Origin of the sequence: Synechococcus sp. JA-3-3Ab (assembly GCF_000013205.1) — a bacterium.
Classification (GTDB): Bacteria; Cyanobacteriota; Cyanobacteriia; order Thermostichales; family Thermostichaceae; genus Thermostichus.
Map to the genome: position 1 here is coordinate 956,641 of NC_007775.1, position 18,372 is coordinate 975,012.

An 18,372-nucleotide genomic window follows, 5' to 3' on the forward strand; every position below is an offset into this window, starting at 1 on the left:
GCTAGGTAACGATCCCGCCTAAAGCAGGAAGGCCAGTTGCTGCCTGCTGGCAACTTCTCCTTAGCCCCGCACCAGTCCAGCTCTGCACCCGTGGCCGGCCCAGCCAAAACAGAAGGTTCACCATGACCCAAGAAACCCTTGTCCAGGAAATTGCTCGACTCAAGCAGGAAAGGCAGGCCGTTATCCTAGCCCACTCCTACCAACTCCCCGAGGTGCAGGAAGTGGCGGACTTTGTGGGAGACTCCCTGGGCCTGGCCCGCGAGGCCCAAAAGACAGATGCCCAGGTCATTGTCTTTGCTGGCGTCCACTTCATGGCCGAAACGGCAGCCATCCTCAACCCGGAAAAGACGGTGCTGCTGCCGGATCTGGAGGCGGGCTGCTCTCTGGCCGACAGCATCCGCCCAGAGGACGTTCTGCGCTGGAAGGAGGCCAACCCCGAGGGGCTGGTGGTGGCCTATGTCAACACGGCCGCCGAGATTAAAGCCATGGCCGATGTCTGCGTTACCAGCGCCAACGCTGTGCAGGTGGTGGCCAGCCTGCCGCCGGATCGCCCCATCTTCTTTGTGCCGGATATGTTCCTGGGGGCCTATGTAGCCCAGACAACGGGGAGGGAGTTGGATCTGTTCCCCGGCGAGTGCCACGTCCATGTGGGCATTCGCGAGGAGCACCTCAAGGCAATGGCAGAGAAGCACCCAGAGGCGGAGTTCCTCATCCACCCCGAGTGCAGTTGCGGCTCCAGTTGTCTATTTCTCAAGCCGGACGCCAAGCTCCTTTCTACCGAGGGGATGGTGCGTTATGCCAGAACTTCGGCCAGCCGCGAGTTTGTGGTTGCCACCGAAGTGGGCATTCTCCACCGGCTGCAAAAAGAGGCCCCCGATAAGACCTTTATCCCCGTCAAGGCGGACGCCGTCTGCGAGTATATGAAAAAAATTACCCTGGAGAAGATCTACCGCTCCCTAGTGGAGATGCGCTACGTGATCCAGGTGCCGGAGGCGGTGGCCGAAAAAGCCCGCAAGTCCATCCTGGCCATGCTGTCAGTGCCTGCTGGAGCCTAGAGGGAGCACCCTTGGCGAGGGTCTGTTTTGTCCAGTGTTGTCTACGTCTTTCCTAGCGGAAACAGACCTCTTGATCCTGGGGGCAGGGGTGGCAGGGATCTATGCAGCCCTGTGGGCGGAAGCAGAGGGAGCCAGAACCCTGGTGGTAAGCAAGGATCCCTTGCCTTCTGGATCCACTCCTTGGGCGCAGGGGGGGATAGCTTTTCCACTGGATGCAGCAGATGTGGAAGCCCACCTCCAGGACACCCTGCAGGCAGGCCGGGGCCTGGTGGAGACCGAAGTGGCCCGCTCCATTCTGTGGGAAGCGCCCTTTCATCTGGAGAAGCTTTTGTCCTGGGATCTGCCCTTCCACCCTGAGCCAGTGCGGGAAGGGGGCCATTCGCGGGCGCGGGTACGCCATCTGGGAGGGGATCGAAGTGGGCTATGGCTTCTCAGAGGCCTGCTGGCTCGCCTGAGCAAGCCGCCTTTGGAGGGCTACACAGCCCTCAGCCTTTTGATGGCAGGGGAGAGAGTGGGAGGAGCCCTGCTCCTCGGGCCGGAGGGCTTTCTTCAGGTAAGGGCGGGGGCGGTTCTCCTGGCTACAGGCGGGTTTGGCAGCCTCTTCCCCCTCTCTACGGCGCCGCCGGGAGCTAGCGGCGATGGCATGGCCTTGGCCTGGCGGGCAGGGGCCATCCTAAGGGATCTGGAGTTTGTGCAGTTTCACCCCACCGTCCTGCCCAATGGAGCCCTGGTCAGTGAAGCTGCCCGAGGGGCAGGGGCCGTGCTCCTCAATGCCTGGGGGGAGCGCTTTATGCCTCGTTATGCGGAGCTGGAAGAGCTGGCGCCGCGGGATGTGGTGGCCCAGGCGGTGTTCTGGGAGCGGCAGCGGACGGGGGGAGTTTACCTTGACCTCCGGGCTGTGCCCCATCTGGAAGAGCGCTTTCCCACCGTGGTTGCCTCTGCCCGCGCTTTGAGGCTGGATCCCGGCAAGGATCCCCTACCGGTTGCTCCTGCTGCTCACTACGTCATGGGGGGGGTGCGAACAGATGCTTTTGGCCGCACTGGCCTGCCGGGCCTCTATGCTGCCGGGGAGGTGGCCTCCACAGGGTTGCACGGGGCAAACCGTTTGGCTTCCAACAGCCTTTTGGAAGGGCTGGTCATGGGAAAGCGAGCTGCTCTGGCTGCCCTGCGGGACCTCCAGGAGCCCCCCCTTCAGGTGCAGGCTCTACCTGTGCTGACAGCGCCGCCCTCTCTACTTCCCCAGCTCAGGCAGCAAGCAGAAGAAGCCCTGGGGGTGGTGCGGGAGGGAGAGCGGCTGCGGGCTTTTCTGGCTTTTGCGGAAGCCCTGCCCCTGGAGGAGAAGCCGTGGGCCAGTCGGGAAGAGGTCGAGGCCGGGAGTTTGCTGTTGCTGGCTCGCTGGGTAGCCCAGGGGGCTTTGCTGCGGGAGGAAAGCCGGGGATGCCATTTCCGCAGGGATTTCCCCCAAGAAAGGGAGCCTTTCCACACCGAAGTCTGGGGCTCTACGTTTAAGCAAGCGCCGCTGGATCTGGCGGCTGCCCCAGGGCGGGGCCCTGCCTAGGCGTTCCAGGCGTGGTGGAAAACCCCCGGCCTGTCGATGCGCTCAAAGGTGTGGGCGCCGAAGAAATCCCGCTGGGCCTGGGTGAGGTTCTGGGGCAGCTCGGCGGTGCGGTAGCTGTCGTAGTAGGCCAGGGAGGCGCTGATGGCCGGGATCGGGATCCCCAAGGCTGCTGCAGTGGCCACCACTCGCCGCCAGGATCCCTGCCGTTCCTGGATGGCCCGCTTAAACTCCTCATCCAAAAGGAGGTTGACTAGCTCCGGATCCCTTTGGTAGGCCGACTGGATTTTGCCCAGGAGGCGGGCGCGGATGATACAGCCCCCCTTCCAAATGCGAGGGATCTCGCTGAAGGTGTACACATAGCCGTGGGCAACGGTGGCTTGCCTGAGCAGGGCCATCCCCTGGGCATAGGAGCAGATCTTGGAACAGTAGAGGGCGGCGCGCAGATCCTGAAGGAAGCTGTCGGGATCCCCTTCCAAGGTTGTTCCTGGCCCTGGCAACTGCTGGGAGGCGGCCACCCGTTCCTCTTTCATCGACGAGAGGATGCGAGCCTGCACTGCCGCCTCAATGGTGGGCACCGGCACCCCAAGATCCAGGGCGTCCTTGACCGTCCACAGGCCCGTGCCCTTCTGCCCCGCCTTGTCCAAAATGAGATCCACCAGCGGCTTGCCCGTCTCCGGATCCAGCGTCCCCAAGATCTTGGCGGTAATCTCAATCAAAAACGACTCCAGCTCCGTCTCGTTCCAGGCCTGGAAGATCTCCTGCATCTGGGGGGCTGACAGCTTCAGCCCCCTGCGCATGAGGTCGTAGGCCTCGGCAATCAGTTGCATGTCGCCGTATTCGATGCCGTTGTGCACCATCTTCACGTAGTGCCCACCCCCTTTAGGCCCCAGGTAGGTGACGCAGGGGCCATCGGGCACTTGAGCGGCAATTTTGGTGAGGATGGGCTCCAGTTGCCGATAGGCTTCCAAGCTGCCGCCGGGCATGAGGCTGGGGCCGTTGAGGGCACCTTCTTCCCCGCCGCTCACCCCCATGCCGACAAAGTGGATCCCGCTGGCTTCTAGGACCTCGGCGCGCCGGTCGGTGTCGCTGTAGAGGGAGTTGCCGCCATCGATGAGGATGTCGCCTGGCTCCAGCAGGGGCTTAAGCTCGTCGATGATGGCATCCACCGGCGGGCCTGCCTTAACCATGATCAAGATTTTGCGGGGCCGCTCCATCAGTTGCACCAATTCCGGCAAGCTGTAGGCGGGGGTAATCTGCTTGCCTTGGGCCCTCCCTTGGATAAACTGCTCGGTTTTGGCGCGAGTTCGGTTGTAGACGACAACCGGAAAGCCATTGCGCTCGACGTTGAGGGCCAGGTTTTCCCCCATTACCGCTAGGCCAATGACCGCGAAGCTGGGCTTGCTCATGGTGGGGCAGGGTAACACCTCCCCCAATCTAAGGGGCGATCCGGCCAAGAGGGTTCAGGGATCCTGTTTTCTTCACCTTTTTTTGCCGGCTTTCAAGGACAGCCCAGACTCGCGCGGGTGGAAACCCCGGTTATGGGATGGGATCCCTCTGCTCGCTGGCACAGTTGCCGCAGGGCTGCCCGATCCACGTAGGCGTCGCTAAAGTCGGCGCCGGCAATCTGCGCCCCATCCCAAACGGCCCGCGCGGCGATTGCCCCCCTGAGGTTGGCCCCCCTGAGATCGGCGCCCGCTAGGTTGGCCAGATCCAGCAGGCTGTTGCTGAGATCTGCCCCCGCCAGGTTGGCTCCTGCCAGGTTGGCCTTGGTGAAGGCCACGCCGGCCAGGTTGGCCCCCTGCAAGTCGGCGCCCTGCAGGTTGGCGCTGACAAAGCTACTGCCCCGCCAGTCCTGACCCGACAGATCCTGCCCCTGCAGATCGGCGTTGCTGAAGTTGAGACGGGTCTGGCCACCCGCCGGGGATCCCCACAGGCCCCACAGCAGCAGCGTTGCCCCCAGCAGGATCCCTAGAAGGATGCAAAGTGTTGACGGCATCTGGGATCCCCCCTTTAGTACCTCAGGACGCTTCAAAGGGCTCAACTCCTTCCGCAAGTTCTTATCATGCTTTGGTATGAAAGTAGCTTACTTTGACTGCGCGGCGGGCATTGCCGGCGACATGTGTCTGGGGGCGCTGCTGGATTGCGGGCTGCCCCTAGAGTATCTCAACCAGCAGCTCCAGGCGCTGGGCCTCGAAGGAGAATACAGCCTACAAGTATGCCGGGTGCAGCGGTGCGGCCAGCCGGCTCTGCAAGCGGTGGTGGAGGTGTTGGACGAGTCCCCGCCCGCCCGCCCCTGGAGGGAGATCCAGGCTTTGATTGCCGGATCCCGGCTGGCCCCCGCAGTCAAGGCCCGCAGCCTCAAGGTTTTCGAGAAGCTGGCCCAGGCAGAGGCAAAAGTTCATCAGGTGCCCCTGGAAACAGTGCATTTCCACGAGGTGGGGGCCGTCGATGCCCTGGTGGATATCGTCGGCACCTGTGTTGGTCTCGATTGGCTGCAGGTGGAGCGGGTGATCTCTTCTCCCCACCCCATTGGCGGCGGCTGGGTGGACACTGAGCACGGCAAGCTGGCCGTGCCCGTGCCGGCGGTGATTGAGCTGTGGGAAATGGGGCGTGTGCCAGTGTTCAGCAACGGCGTGGAAGCCGAGCTGGTTACCCCCACCGGGGCAGCCTTGGCGGTGGCGCTGGCAGAAGCGTTTGGGCCCTGTCCGCCGCTGCGGTTGGAAAAAGTGGGGCGTGGGGCCGGCAGCCGCGAGCTGCCCATTCCCAACATCTTTCGTCTCTGGATTGGCCAGTCCCAGGGGGAAGAGCCGACCGAGATCGTCTCGGTGTTGCAAACTCAGATTGACGACCTCAACCCTCAAGTGATTGCCTATACCTGCGAGCAGTTGCTGGCCCTAGGTGCCTGGGACGTGTTTACCCAGCCCATCACCATGAAGCAAGGGCGGCCGGGAGTGTTACTGACGGTGATCTGCCCGCCGGAGCGGGTGCCGGAGTGCCAAGATTTCATCTTCCGGGAAACCACCACCCTGGGCATCCGCCACTCCCAGCAGCAGCGCACCGTCCTGGAGCGAAGGATCGAGCGGGTGGAAACCCCCTACGGCCTGGTGGACATCAAGGTGGCCTGCCGCCACGGCCACATCGTCAACGCCCAGCCGGAGTTTCGCGACTGTGTGGCCCGCGCCCAAGAGTTCCGCGTGCCGGTCCAGACGGTGTGGCTGGCAGCCCAAGCGGCCTGGCAAAAGCGGCTGCAGGGGGATCCCGCCTAAGAAGGTTGGGCCTTGGACAAGCGCATGCTCGTGCATAAGATCTGGCTGGATATAAGGATTTATGGAGCCAGATCGGAAATGTTCCAGAGTAGGCAACGGGGCTCTTCCTCAGATTCCCGATGGATTGGCTCCTGTTGGACAGAGATGCGGATCCCTGACCTGCTAGCCTGAAAAATATCAATACCCCGCGCTCTTGCCGACAACCGCAACCATGGAATCCCAAGCCGCCCAATTTAACTTCGACCGCCAACTCTGGGATCGCTTTATCAGCGTAGCGCAACCCTACTTCTACCCGCGGGTGCGCTACGGGGGCTGGATCTTCTTCGGCTTGCTAGCAGCATCCATGGTGTTTGTGGTTGCCCTCATGTTTTTTGTCGAGATTGGGGTAACCCTGGTTGGACAGGCTCTTTTTCCAGAGTTCTTCCGCACCCTAGCAGCAGGCTTGGTCGAGCAAACAGAGAGGAATTTAGCCTCGCCGGTGCTATGGGTGGCCGCAGCCAGTTTGGCCCTGAGCAGCCTGGCCTTTGGGCTGGTGTGGCGCCAGATTTGCCGCCGTTGGCTGCAATGGGTGCTGCTGACCTTTTTGCTGTTCCTGTCGCTAACGGTAAACCGGCTGAACGTGATGATCAGCTTTATCTTCCGGTTTATCGACACGGCTCTGCAGCAAAAAGAAGAGAGCACCTTCTGGCAATTTTTGATCATCTATGGCGTGCTGATCATCTCCGCCATCCCCATTTTGGTTATTTACCGATATACACGGCTAAAGCTGGCCCTGTTTTGGCGGGAATGGCTGACCGACTACTTTCTGGATCGCTACTTTGATCGGCGGGCCTACTACGAGCTGGATTCCAACGCCGCTAACACAGAGATCGATAACCCTGACCAGCGCATCTCGGAAGATGTACGCTCCTTTACCGGCACCACTCTTTCTTTTTTGTTGGATATTCTTGACTCCATCCTCACCCTCTACGCCTTTACTGGGATTCTCTACAGCATTTCCCGCCCCCTAGCGGTGGGGCTGGTTATCTATGCTACCATCGGCACCGGGATCGCCATTTTGGCCGGCCGCAAGCTGATTAAAATTAACTTCGATCAACTGCGCTACGAGGCCGACTTCCGCTACAGCCTAGTCCACGTGCGGGACAACGCCGAGTCCATTGCTTTTTACCAAGGGGAAGACCTGGAGCTGAGACAGATCTTGAACCGCTTTGCTGCCGCCTTGCGCAACTTTAATTTGCTGATCATCTGGCAGGCCATTATCGACATTTTTCAGTACGCCTATAACTATTTCACTCGCATTGTGCCCTACGTAATTGTGGCCCCCCTTTACTTTAGCGGCGTGCGCGATTTCGGCACCATTACCCAGGCTACCATCGCCTTTAGCCAGGTGCTGAGCGCCCTTTCGATTGTGGCCAACCAGATCCAGAGCATCTCCAGCTTTGCCGCCGGGATCAACCGCCTGGGATCCTTTTACGAAGCTTTGGAGAATCCTGCCCTGCGCCAGCTGCGCCCTCGAGAAAGTACCATCCAAACCCGCATTGCTCCCCAACTGGCCCTGCAGCAGGTGACTTTGCTAACGCCTAATTCGGAACGAACCCTGGTGCGGGATTTGTCCTTGACTTTAGAGGCGGGCCAACGGCTGCTGATTGTGGGAGCCAGCGGCAGCGGCAAGAGCTCCCTCCTGCGGGCCATTGCCGGCCTGTGGAACAACGGCCAGGGATCCATTGCCCGCCCCGATACCACCGAGATGCTCTTCCTGCCGCAAAAGCCCTACATGCTGCTGGGATCCCTGCGGGATCAACTGCTCTACCCGGGCCGCCGCCGGGATCTTAGCGACGCAGATCTCCTCCGGGTTTTGGCCCAGGTGAACCTGGCCGATTTGCCGGAGCGGGTGGGCGGCTTCGACGTGGAGAAAGATTGGGCTAGCACCCTCTCTTTGGGCGAACAGCAGCGCTTGGCCTTTGCCCGCATTTTGATTACTCAGCCCCGCTACGCCATTTTGGACGAGGCCACCAGCGCCCTGGATGTGGCCAACGAAAAGCTGCTCTACCTGCAACTGCAGCACCTCAACACCACCTACGTCAGTGTCGGCCACCGACCCACTCTCCTGGCCTACCACGATCTGGTCTTGGAGCTGCAGGGCAACGCTGCTTGGAAGCTCTGGTCGGCGGCAGACTACGGCGCCCGCCTGGCGCTGGCCGGCTAGAGCTTTGGGGCCGGCTGCAAGCGCTACAGCAGGCTGTAAAGAAGCCAACTGGACGTTGCTGGCAAGAGGTGATACCCTATTTCACAGGTATTCCGACCGGATTACTGGGGAATTAGATGACCTCCTCTGCCACCTCCGAAGCCAGGCGCTCCAAAGTAGAGCACATCAAGGCTGAAAGCAACTTTCTGCGGGATCCCTTGCAGCAGGAGTTGGCCCAAGACACCACCCACTTCAGCGAAGCGGCGGTGCAGGTGCTCAAGTTCCACGGTGTCTACCAGCAGGACGACCGGGATCTGCGGCAGCAGCGAAAGCAGGAGGGACTGGAGCGGGCCTACCAGATGATGCTGCGCACCCGCATTCCGGGGGGGCATGTGCCGCCACAGTTCTATTTGACCCTGGATCGGCTGGCCGATGAGTACGGCAACGGCACCTTGCGCGCCACCACCCGACAAACCTTGCAATTACACGGGATCCTGAAGAAAAATCTCAAGGCCACAGTGGCCAGCATTATTCGGCAGATGGGATCCACCCTGGCTGCCTGTGGAGATGTCAACCGCAACATCACGGCGCCGGCTGCCCCCTACAAGAACCGGCCTGCCTACCGCTATGCCCAGGAGTATGCGCGCAAACTGGCAGATCTCCTGGCGCCGAAGACTTCTGCCTACTACGAGCTGTGGGTGGATGGGGAGGCGGTTCCCATCCCGCCGGTGGATGCGGAAGTCCGGGAAGCGGAGCAGTTTGTCGGCAACGGGGTGAGGCTGGAGGGGCCAGAACCTCTGTATGGCCCGGTCTATTTGCCCCGCAAGTTCAAGACGGCCATCGCCGTAGCTGGGGAGAACACCGTCGATGTGTACTCCCAAGACCTGGGTTTGATCGTGCTCACCGACCGCAAGGGCAACCTCAAGGGCTTCAACATCGTGGTGGGCGGCGGCATGGGGCGCACCCACGGCAAGGAGGAGACCCAACCCCTTTTGGCCCAGAAACTCTGCTTTGCCCCGCCGGAAGCGGTGTACCGGATTTGCCAGGCGGTTTTGGCGGTGCAGCGGGATCACGGCAACCGCTACGACCGCAAGCAGGCGCGGCTGAAGTATCTGGTGCGCGACTGGGGGATCCGCAAGTTTCGCCGCGTGGTCGAGCAGTACCTGGGGGAAAAGCTATTGCCCTTCCGACGGATGCCCAAGTTTGTCCCCAATAGCGACGACTACCTGGGCTGGCACGAGCAGGGGGATGGCCGTTGGTTTTTGGGCCTCTCCATTGAAAATGGCCGCATCCAGGATACGCCGGAGCGGCAGCTGAAAACGGCCCTGCGCAAGATTGTGGAGGAATTTTCCCTGCACCTGCGGCTTACCCCCACGCAGGACGTGATCTTCATCGACATCGAGGAGGGCCAGCGAGAGGCCATTAACCAGATCCTCAAGTCCCACGGGGTGCTCTCCAAAGAGGAGATCCCGGAGCTGGTGCGGCTTTCCATGGCCTGTCCGGCGCTGCCCACCTGTGGCTTGGCCATTACCGAGTCGGAGCGGGCCCTGCCCACCCTGATCCGCCAGTTGGATCAGGTGTTGCGGGAGCTAGATCTGCAGGATTCGCCCTTTTTGGTGCGCATGACCGGCTGTCCCAATGGCTGTGCCCGCCCCTACTTGGCAGAGCTGGGACTGGTGGGATCCGCTCCCGATCACTACCAGATTTGGCTGGGGGCCAGCCCGCAAGGGGATCGCCTGGCTCAGCCGTTTCAGGATCGGGTGCACATCAGCCAAATTGTGCCTTTGATGAGGATTCTCCTGCAGCTCTACAAACAGGAGCGCCACCCCCAAGAGCGCTTTGGCGACTACTGCCACCGGGTGGGGATCCCCTACCTACAGGCCCAGGTGCAGCGGCTCCAGCAGGTTCAAAGCTAAGGGGACTGCCCCTCCCTTCCTCACTGAGGGCAAAGTGGGTCACTGGTTCAGGAGGCTGCTAGGCTTCCAGGGGAGCGAATGATAGAGTACAAAGAGGTTTTGTGCGAGCCCCTTCATGCCTCAGTCCAAACCTGACGAACCTTTCGTCCGCAAGGTCTTCAAAGCGCTGGTGCTGGTGGTCGGCGCAGCGATGTTCCTAAGCTTCTCCTTTGGCCCCATCCTCCAGGCGCTGGGGCCTTCGGACTCGCAAGACACCGCCAACTTGGTTACTGAGCAACTGCGGGCCCAGGCGGACGGCTACCGGGCTGTGCTGGAACGGGAGCCGGATAACCCCATCGCCCTGCGGGGGTTGATCGACACGCAACTGCAGCTCAACGAGCCGCAAGGGGCCATCGAGCCGCTGAAGAAGCTGGTGGAACTGGAGCCGGAAAATCGGCAACTGCGAGCTTTTTTGGCCCAGATTCAGCAAGATACAGGGGATCTGGAAGGGGCATTAGAGCAGCTCCAGATCCTTCACGAGAAGGATCCCAAAGATAGCCAAGTCCTGCAGGAGCTGGCCGACGTTCAACTAGCGCTGGGCCGCCCTTCTCAAGCCATTGAACTACTGGAGAACTATCTGAAGGAAGTCCCGGAAGATAACGATGTCCGTCTGCGCTTGGCCTTTATCTACGTCCGCAATAACCAGACGGAAAAGGCTGTCGCCCTCTACGACGAGATGATTGCGGCAGATCCCAGCGACTTTGCGCCCGTGTTGGGCAAAGCAATAGCCCTTACCTCCGCCACCGATGAAAACCTACGGGCAAAAGCCCCGGAGCTATTTGAGCAAGCAGCCCGCCTGGCCCCACCCAAGGTGCGGGAGGAAATCCGGCAACAGGCCAAGCTGTATGCCCAAAGAAACCAGCCTTAGGCTGTAGAGAGTCAGGGGACTGCTGCCTGAGGATGTAGGTAGCAGAACTTGCAACTAGCCATCCCCCTCAGGCGTCAGAGAGATCCTTGAGGGCCGCTTCCACCGACGGATAAGTCTTGAAAAGAGAGTCCAGACGGGTAACCTTGAGAACTGTCTTGGCTTTCTCTCCTAAACCGCAGAGCTTGAGATGACAGTCGGCGGCGGCGCAGGCGCGTCTTGCCCACACCAAAGCCGAAACCCCCCTGCTGTCGATCTGCGTGACCTGGCTCAGATCCAGTAAGAGGTGCTTGGGTTTCTTGGCGAGAATCTGACTCAGCTCTTTCTGCACCAAAGCACGCTCCAGCTGTCCTGCAGGAAGCTTGACGAGGGCGACAAGGGATCCCTTGGGGCTGAGCCGGGTGGAAACATTCACAAAAGGCTGAGAAAGTCAAGGGCGGGAGCCACATTGATTCTGAACCAAAGCCACCGGGTTGGGTTCCGCCGGGCAACTTTTATTTGAGATGTGGGAAGGTAGCTCTAATGGATACGCACGGGATCCCGGATTGGTTGGGGGATGCGGCTGCCCTGGGTTTGTTGGCCCTGCAGATGCCGATGGCGGCGGTGTTGCTGGCGCGGCTGCTGCCCTCTTTGTGGCGCCCTTCCCCTCTGCCCCCTGGCCAAGCGGGGATCCCCTTCCCGACGGGCCTGGTCAGCGTCTTGCTGCCCACCCTCAACGAGGCCGAGCGCCTGGATCCCTGTCTGGAAGGGCTGCACCGCCAGGGAGCGGTTGTGCGCGAAGTTCTGGTGGTGGATAGCCGCTCCCAGGATGGCACCCGCGAAAAAGTGCTGCAAATGGCCGCGCGGGATCCCCGCTTTCGCCTCGTTACCGACGATCCCCTGCCCAGCGGCTGGGTCGGTCGCCCTTGGGCGTTGCACTATGGATTTCTCCAGTCGGATCCCGCCTCTGAGTGGATCTTGGGCATTGATGCCGACACCCGCCCCCAGCCGGGCCTGGTGGAGCGGCTGCTGGAAACTGCCCAGGCCAAAAAGCTGGATCTCATCACCCTGGCGCCGCAGTTTATCCTGCAGCACTGGGGGGAAGGCTGGCTGCAGCCAGCTCTTTTGACAACCCTGATCTACCGCTATGGGGCGGCAGGGGAGACTCCCCACTTGCCGGAGCGGACGATGGCCAATGGGCAGTGTATGTTGGTGCGCCGCTCGGTGCTGGAAGCCATGAACGGCTATACCCTGGCGCGGGCCTCCTTTTGCGACGATGTCACCTTGGTGCGGCAGATCGCGGCAGCCGGCTTTAAAGTAGCTTTTTGCGACGGTCGGCACCTGCTCAAGGTGCGCATGTACACCTCTTTGGCCGAAACTTGGCGGGAGTGGGGCCGATCCCTGGATTTGAAAGACGCCACCCCCAGGGCCCAACTGTGGGGGGATATGGCCCTGCTGGTGCTTACCCAAGGGATCCCACTCTTGGCAGTGGGGGGGCTGGGGATCAAGGCCGGGCTGGGGTTCCCCTTTTCCCTAACAGAGCAAGTGTTGTTGGGGCTCAACCTGGGCTTGCTGGCCCTGCGACTGGGGGTGCTGATGGGCATTCGCGGCTCTTATCAGGATCCCCCCTGGACGTTTTGGGCTTCGCCGCTGGCGGATCCCTTGGCTGTCCTGCGGGTGATCTTGTCAGCCCTCAGCCGCCCCCGCTCTTGGCGCGGGCGCACCTACTAGTCGACTGCCTCAGGATCTCACCTGCCCCGCGAAGCGCAGCGGAGTGACAGCAGGCGCAAGCGAGTGTTGGGTGGCCCTCAAATAAGGCAACCCCTGATCGAGTAAGCCTAGCTGCACCGCTCTTTCAACAGGGTAGTTTGTGATCACTAGCTCCGTGATTTTGCCTCGTTTTGTCCCCTTGCAGTTGATAGCCCGGTTTGCTTGAACTTCATCAATAGCAAAGAAGGGCATAGCGTACAAAGAGCGAATGATTGCGGTGTCAGAATTAGAAAGCATGATGTACACCTTATTCTTGCTTAAGTCAATGCAAATGTCTCGTAATCGCTCTTGATCCTCTAGGCCGAAGCCACTGGCATGATAGGAGGTAAAGTTTGATGTTTGCGAGACAGGAACGTAAGGCGGGTCGAAATACACCCAGTCGCCTGGCTTGGCCCTCTCAACAACCGTATCAAATGGCACGCACAAAATTTCAACATTTTGTAGAGCAAGGGATGCAGCTAAAAGATTGTCCTTGTCTAGATACTTTGGAGCTTTATATCGCCCAAAAGGAACATTGAACTTTCCTTGCCGATTGACGCGATACAAACCATTATAGCCTGTCTTGTTCAGGTAAATCATGCGCGCTGCTCGTCCTACAAGACCCATTGACCAAGGATCTTTCTCTCGAATCTGGTAATAAAAACTTTCATTGTGTGGAAATTCGGAGAGTAGTTGAATAACTTCCCAAACATGATCGCGAATAGCCAGGTAAGTATCTATCAGCTCAGCGTTGATATCGGAAAGGATCGCCTGTTTGATTTTGCATTCTCTATACAGGCGAAAGAAAAGCGCGCCACTCCCAACAAAAGGCTCGTGGTAAGTTCTGAAATAGACCGGCATCCGCTCTAATAGGGCGTCTGTCAGTTGTGTCTTGCCACCGGCCCATTTTAGAAAAGGTCGCGGAAGAAGCAAATCGCTCATGTTACAATCCAAAATACAAACGTAACCAATCTTCTAAATCGCTGAACCAAACCACTTTCTCAGTAGACATCGGTTATCCTTGCATGTTCTTTGAAAACCCTTCGCCGTCAATTACCTCGATCCCTGGAATAGGCCAGTGCTCCATATCTTGAATGGTTGCAGGGATCTTCTCTTCCGCTGTGCCTGACGTCGCCTGAAACTTACACTCCACTCCCAGTCGCTTGCCGCTTTTTTCATCGCTAATGACCACATCAATATACCGCTGTTGCCCCCACAGCCTTCGTGCTGGTCTTCAATCCAAGAGATTGTGCCAGAGCAACAACTCGCTGCTTTAATTCGTCACCACTTTTAGGCGCTGTTCTTTTTCCTGACATAGAGAAAACTCCTCACAGACAATCAGCTTCGTTTGTTTTCACCACCCCTGCGCTCTCCCATCGCCACCCAACTCCCGAAGCTTTGCGGCTAGGCGCTGCTGTTCCTGACGGACTTGGGCGAGGGCTGCTACTGCCGCTCCTGCCCTACTTGTTCAATTCCCCCAGAAGCAAATTCCCGTCGGCAGTCCACCACTGCAAGTAGGTGGCTGTGGTTTCTACTTTTTGTCGGTGCCACACCCTCAAGAACCAGCCGATCTCCGGAGTCCAGTAGCAGTGGTTTTCATCTGCTGTTGCAGAAGCACATAGCAACCTTAATACAGATTAGTGATCGGGGGCAAGATGGATTTAATGCAGGGGCTCGTGGATTTCGTAGACAGCAACCCCGATCTCCGAGAGCTGGGGCAAGCCTTAGCTGTCAAAACAACACTCCAAGGCCATACTCACCCCTAGGTCTGTGACGTGTTGCAAGTGTCATCAAGCTTTATCAGCAACCGGAACTTATACTCCCAAACCAAGGAGCTGCTGGACTTGCTCTAGCTTATCGAGGCTCAAAGCCCTATCTCTCTCCCGAATAAAAAGCTGCTGCTATTGCGATGAGCTGAAGGAAAGTTTAGAAGAGGCAGTCCCAGAAGAATGAGGAAGCAGTTGCTCAAAAAAAGAGATACGGCATAAGGCAAAAAAGTAGAAGCTCCTGATGGACAAGGGGGAGCTAACAGTGTTTATGGTAGATGAGCGTCACCCGCTATGAGGTTACCTTTGTGGATAGAGGTGGGGGGTAAAGGAGAACAGATTGCGGCCGATATTAAGAATATCAGGGGGAGGCGAAGTTACTTTGGGGCATTAGATTATGACAAGAGAGAGTTTCTGTTGCAAGTATATAATAAGGCAGATTCTCAAAGCATGAGAGCGTTTATAGAGTACTTAAGACTTGAGAAAAAAGAACAAAGGATAGCGATTTTTTGGGATGGGGCGGACTATCGTTGCTGTAAATAGGTTAGGGCGTATTTAGAAGAAGTGAGCCAGAGGTTAAGAGAAGAGGAGTGGCCAGTCAGGTGCATTCTTTTTGTTCCTTATACAACCGGAACAGAATTTTGATTTTCCTATCATGAATATCTTAGGAATGCTACGATCAGCAGGGAAGTTACAGGAGCTATGCTATGCTGGGGTGTTAGTCATCGAAATCAGCATGCGTGTCCATTACTTACAACATGTGCCCTTTGAAGGTCTGGGCTATATAGAGTCCTGGCTCAAAGCCAAGGAATACCCTGTAACGGGCACAAGGTTTTTTGAATCGACGAGATTGCCGAGCCTAGATGAATTTGACATGCTCATCGTCATGGGTGGCCCCATGAGTGCCAATGACGAAAGTGCATTTCCTTGGCTAGGTCAGGAGAAGGAGTTTATCCGCAATGCCATCGAGGCCGGCAAGTCCATTTTGGGCATCTGTCTGGGGGCGCAACTGATTGCCAGCGCAATGGGTAGCCGAGTGTTTCCAAATCGTGTTAAGGAAATAGGCTGGTGGCCGGTACGAGGGGTACAGCCCCCTGATGAGCTAACCTTTCGCTTCCCGCCCTCGATTGAGGTTTTTCACTGGCACGGGGAAACTTTCGAGCTGCCGCCCAGTGCAATTCACCTTGCCAAAAGCGAAGGCTGTGAGAATCAGGCCTTTCAGCTTGGACGCTCAGTGATCGGCCTCCAGTTTCACTTGGAAACCACGCCAGAATTGGTGCAAGGGCTTGTCTCCCACTGCCGCAACGAACTGTTGCCATCTACCTATGTGCAGTCGGAAGCAGAGATCCTCTCAGCCTCCCCTGAGAAGTACCAAGCCATAAACCGTCTAATGGGCGAGGTTCTCTCCTTTCTCTGTCGCTCCGATCCCTAGGCCCCGCGCTGCGCTCTAGAGAGCGGCCAAAGCCGTAAGATGCAGATCTGCAAGCCAAAGTTCCAAGAGGATAGACGTGGGCCATCAGGTTTTGGGACTGGGGATCGCGGGTTGGTCGGCTGCACGGCTGCTGCGGGCCCAGGGAAAAGAGGTGTGGGTCTGGGACGAGCAGGATTCGGAGCTCTTGCGGCAACGGCAGGCGGAGCTGGAACGGGAAGGGATCCCTGTCCACTTGGGCCAGCCTTTTCAACTGCTGCCGGGAGTGAAGCAGGTGGTGGTCAGCCCGGGCATTGCCTGGGATCACCCGCTGCTGCAAGAGGCGCGGCGGCAAGGGATCGAGGTGGTGGGAGAGGCGGAGCTGGCCTGGCCGTTTCTTGAGCACCTGCCTTGGGTGGGGATCACGGGCACCAACGGCAAAAGCACCACCACGGCCCTGGTGGCGGAGATGTTCAAGGTGGCAGGGCTCGAAGGGATCCCCTGCGGCAACATCGGCTTACCTCTGTCGCAAGTGGCTCTAGAAACCTGGCAAGGGCGGCGGCAGCCGGCTTGGATCGTGGCAGAGCTGAGCAGCTACCAACTAGAAGCCAGCCGCCACCTGATGCAGAGCTCCCCCGGCAGCCCGCCCCGCATTGGGGTGTGGACAACTTTCACCCCCGATCACCTAGAGCGGCACGGCACCCTGGAGCGCTACGCCGGCTTTAAGGCGCGGCTGCTGCAGCGGGCCCAGTGGCGGGTGGTCAACGGCGAGGATCCCTACCTCTTTCGCCGCCGGCAGGACTGGGAAAACACCTACTGGGTTTCGCTGCAAGATCCGCAAGCGGATGTTTTCCTGCGGGGGAGCACTCTTTACATCCAGGGAGAAGCGGTAGCCGAGCTGGAGGATTTTGCCGAGCGCTGCCCAGGCTCGCACAACTTGCAGAACCTGCTCCTAGCGGCAGCGGCTGCTCATCTGGCCGGGATCCCCAACACTGCCATTCAAGGAGCCATCCGCTCTTTTGCCGGCATGCCCCATCGCCTGGAGCGGGTAGCCCAAATCCAGGTGGGATCCACCCCCATCCGCTTTGTCAACGACAGCAAAGCCACCAACTACGAGGCCGGCTGGGTGGCCCTCAACGCCCTCTCCCCGCCCATCATCCTCATTGCCGGTGGAAGGGCCAAACAGGGGGACCCCTCAGCCTGGCTGCGGCTTATTCAGGCTAAGGTGGCCCGCGTGTTGCTCATTGGGGAGGCTGCCCCTGCCCTGGCCCAGGCCCTCCAGGAGATCCGCTATACTGACCTCGAGATCCTGCCAACGCTAGATGTGGCGGTGGAAAGGGCTTTTGTAGCTGCTTGCTCCCTAGCGCAAGCCCTGGACAATCCGGCCCAGCCCATCACCGTCTTGCTCTCGCCTGCTTGTGCCAGCTTTGACCAGTACTCCAGCTTTGAGCACCGTGGCCACCACTTCCGCGCCTGCTGCCAAGCCCTTGTGGGATCCCTGGAATGCTGAAGCCCGCTGGCTGCGCTGGCTGACGCTGGTCTGGTTGGGGATGGGACTAGCGATGCTGTTTTCCGCCTCCTACCCGGTGGCGCAGCAGACTACCGGCGATGGCCTCTACTTTTTTAAGCGCCAGGTGCTCTGGTCAGGGCTGGGGCTGGTCTGCTTCACCATCCTAGTGCGCATCCCCTTGCAGCGCTGGTTCCCCTGGGCGGGGATCCTCTGCCTGCTGGGCATTGGCTTGGTCTGGGCCACCCACGTGCCAGGTCTGGGGGTTTCCCGCCTGGATGCCAGCCGCTGGCTGGATCTAAAGGTGATCCCGATTATTCAGCCTGCGGAATTGCTCAAGCCCCTGTTGGTGCTGCAGGGATCCTGGGTGTTTGGCCGTTGGTTTTACCATCCCCTCTGGTTTCGCGGCGTCTGGGTCGGGCTCTTTGCTTTGGCGCTGCTGGGGATCCTCATCCAGCCCAACTTGGGTACCACCGCCATCTGCGGCCTTACCCTCTGGGTCATGGCCTGGACGGCTGGGCTCCCCCTTTTTACCCTCTTGGCTACCGCGGGACTGGGGATCTTGGCGGCTGGGGTGAGCATTCTCAGCAAAGACTACCAGCGGCGGCGCATCTTAGCCTTTTTGGATCCCTGGGGGAATGCTCAGGGGGACGGCTACCAGTTGGTGCAGAGCCTTTTGGCTATTGGCTCAGGTGGCTGGTGGGGCAAAGGCTATGGTCTTTCCCTACAAAAGCTGTTCTACCTGCCCATCCAGTACACGGACTTCATCTTTGCTGTGTATGCAGAAGAGTTTGGCCTGGTGGGATCCCTTTTCTTCCTGGGGCTATTGAGCGCCTACACCTGGGTCAGCTTGCGGGTTATGCGGCGCTGTCTCGACCTGCCTGCCCGGCTGGTGGTCTGCGGCTGTCTGATGTTTTTGGTAGGGCAGGCACTGCTGAATATCGGCGTGGTCAGCGGCCTACTTCCGACTACAGGGGTGCCCTTGCCCCTGTTTAGCTACGGCGGCAGCTCGATCCTGGCGGGGCTGATCATGGCGGGGCTGTTGGTCCGGGCCGCCCGCGAGGTGGGCTAAGGCCTGT

The 18,372-nt window shown here is 59.3% G+C and carries 15 protein-coding genes; 10 read left to right on the forward strand and 5 right to left on the reverse strand.

The genetic code is table 11. The features are described 5' to 3' along the window. Positions 1-122: 122 nt before the first annotated feature. Both nadA and CYA_RS04425 read left to right on the forward strand, forming a co-directional pair. Positions 123-1,055, forward strand: coding sequence for a quinolinate synthase NadA (nadA, locus tag CYA_RS04420; protein ID WP_011429831.1), 933 nt, complete (start codon positions 123-125; stop codon positions 1,053-1,055). 34 nt (positions 1,056-1,089) lie between these two features. Further along, complete coding sequence (locus CYA_RS04425) at positions 1,090-2,613, forward strand: L-aspartate oxidase (RefSeq protein ID WP_369781489.1); 1,524 nt, start codon at positions 1,090-1,092, stop codon at positions 2,611-2,613. On the opposite strand, the gene gndA is transcribed toward CYA_RS04425, so the two are convergent. Both gndA and CYA_RS04435 read right to left on the reverse strand, forming a co-directional pair. Beyond that, on the reverse strand, positions 2,610-4,019 hold the full coding sequence (gene gndA / locus CYA_RS04430) for an NADP-dependent phosphogluconate dehydrogenase (RefSeq protein ID WP_011429833.1): 1,410 nt from the start codon (positions 4,017-4,019) through the stop codon (positions 2,610-2,612). The genes CYA_RS04425 and gndA overlap by 4 nt on opposite strands. 92 nt (positions 4,020-4,111) lie before the next feature. After that, entirely contained in the window at positions 4,112-4,609 is a 498-nt protein-coding gene (locus CYA_RS04435) for a pentapeptide repeat-containing protein (RefSeq protein WP_011429834.1), read from the reverse strand. A gap of 76 nt (positions 4,610-4,685) precedes the next feature. Between CYA_RS04435 and larC the strand changes: the two genes are divergently transcribed. From larC to CYA_RS04455, 4 genes are all read left to right on the forward strand, one after another. Further along, positions 4,686-5,879: a nickel pincer cofactor biosynthesis protein LarC gene (larC, locus tag CYA_RS04440; RefSeq protein WP_011429835.1), complete on the forward strand. Its 1,194-nt coding sequence runs from the start codon at positions 4,686-4,688 to the stop codon at positions 5,877-5,879. A gap of 211 nt (positions 5,880-6,090) precedes the next feature. Next, a complete protein-coding gene (locus tag CYA_RS04445) occupies positions 6,091-8,085 on the forward strand; it encodes an ABC transporter ATP-binding protein/permease (RefSeq protein WP_011429836.1) in 1,995 nt (664 codons plus the stop codon). Between the two features lie 116 nt (positions 8,086-8,201). Then, positions 8,202-9,980: an NADPH-dependent assimilatory sulfite reductase hemoprotein subunit gene (locus tag CYA_RS04450; protein ID WP_011429837.1), complete on the forward strand. Its 1,779-nt coding sequence runs from the start codon at positions 8,202-8,204 to the stop codon at positions 9,978-9,980. Between the two features lie 115 nt (positions 9,981-10,095). Beyond that, positions 10,096-10,887, forward strand: coding sequence for a tetratricopeptide repeat protein (locus tag CYA_RS04455; protein WP_011429838.1), 792 nt, complete (start codon positions 10,096-10,098; stop codon positions 10,885-10,887). 67 nt (positions 10,888-10,954) lie between these two features. On the opposite strand, the gene CYA_RS04460 is transcribed toward CYA_RS04455, so the two are convergent. After that, positions 10,955-11,299, reverse strand: coding sequence for an STAS domain-containing protein (locus tag CYA_RS04460; protein ID WP_011429839.1), 345 nt, complete (start codon positions 11,297-11,299; stop codon positions 10,955-10,957). Between the two features lie 107 nt (positions 11,300-11,406). Between CYA_RS04460 and CYA_RS04465 the strand changes: the two genes are divergently transcribed. After that, complete coding sequence (locus tag CYA_RS04465) at positions 11,407-12,594, forward strand: glycosyltransferase family 2 protein (protein WP_049749723.1); 1,188 nt, start codon at positions 11,407-11,409, stop codon at positions 12,592-12,594. A gap of 9 nt (positions 12,595-12,603) precedes the next feature. Here the strand turns inward: CYA_RS04465 and CYA_RS04470 are convergent, their stop codons facing one another. Then, a complete protein-coding gene (locus CYA_RS04470) occupies positions 12,604-13,554 on the reverse strand; it encodes a DNA adenine methylase (RefSeq protein WP_011429841.1) in 951 nt (316 codons plus the stop codon). A gap of 73 nt (positions 13,555-13,627) precedes the next feature. Then, the gene (locus CYA_RS15705) at positions 13,628-13,831 is read right to left on the reverse strand and encodes a PD-(D/E)XK nuclease superfamily protein (protein ID WP_346426103.1); all 204 of its coding nucleotides are present in this window, start codon (positions 13,829-13,831) and stop codon (positions 13,628-13,630) included. 1,160 nt (positions 13,832-14,991) lie between these two features. On the opposite strand from CYA_RS15705, the gene CYA_RS04480 reads away from it, so the two are divergent. The 3 genes from CYA_RS04480 to CYA_RS04490 all read left to right on the forward strand — a co-directional run bounded on the left by CYA_RS04480 (position 14,992) and on the right by CYA_RS04490 (position 18,365). After that, a complete protein-coding gene (locus CYA_RS04480; protein ID WP_228375443.1) occupies positions 14,992-15,810 on the forward strand; it encodes a type 1 glutamine amidotransferase in 819 nt (272 codons plus the stop codon). A 76-nt stretch (positions 15,811-15,886) separates the two neighbouring features. After that, a complete protein-coding gene (gene murD, locus CYA_RS04485) occupies positions 15,887-17,296 on the forward strand; it encodes a UDP-N-acetylmuramoyl-L-alanine--D-glutamate ligase (RefSeq protein WP_011429845.1) in 1,410 nt (469 codons plus the stop codon). Further along, positions 17,241-18,365, forward strand: coding sequence for an FtsW/RodA/SpoVE family cell cycle protein (locus CYA_RS04490; RefSeq protein ID WP_049749724.1), 1,125 nt, complete (start codon positions 17,241-17,243; stop codon positions 18,363-18,365). The genes murD and CYA_RS04490 overlap by 56 nt, the downstream gene beginning before the upstream one ends. Positions 18,366-18,372: the final 7 nt, after the last annotated feature.

Coding starts and splice junctions, on each gene's coding strand:
- CYA_RS04435 (WP_011429834.1), bottom strand. CDS start 4,609: ATGCCGTCAACACTTTGCATCCTTCTAGGGATCCTGCTGGGGGCAACG.
- CYA_RS04450 (WP_011429837.1), top strand. CDS start 8,202: ATGACCTCCTCTGCCACCTCCGAAGCCAGGCGCTCCAAAGTAGAGCAC.
- CYA_RS04445 (WP_011429836.1), top strand. CDS start 6,091: ATGGAATCCCAAGCCGCCCAATTTAACTTCGACCGCCAACTCTGGGAT.
- larC (WP_011429835.1), top strand. CDS start 4,686: ATGAAAGTAGCTTACTTTGACTGCGCGGCGGGCATTGCCGGCGACATG.
- CYA_RS04455 (WP_011429838.1), top strand. CDS start 10,096: ATGCCTCAGTCCAAACCTGACGAACCTTTCGTCCGCAAGGTCTTCAAA.
- nadA (WP_011429831.1), top strand. CDS start 123: ATGACCCAAGAAACCCTTGTCCAGGAAATTGCTCGACTCAAGCAGGAA.
- CYA_RS04470 (WP_011429841.1), bottom strand. CDS start 13,554: ATGAGCGATTTGCTTCTTCCGCGACCTTTTCTAAAATGGGCCGGTGGC.
- gndA (WP_011429833.1), bottom strand. CDS start 4,019: ATGAGCAAGCCCAGCTTCGCGGTCATTGGCCTAGCGGTAATGGGGGAA.
- CYA_RS04465 (WP_049749723.1), top strand. CDS start 11,407: ATGGATACGCACGGGATCCCGGATTGGTTGGGGGATGCGGCTGCCCTG.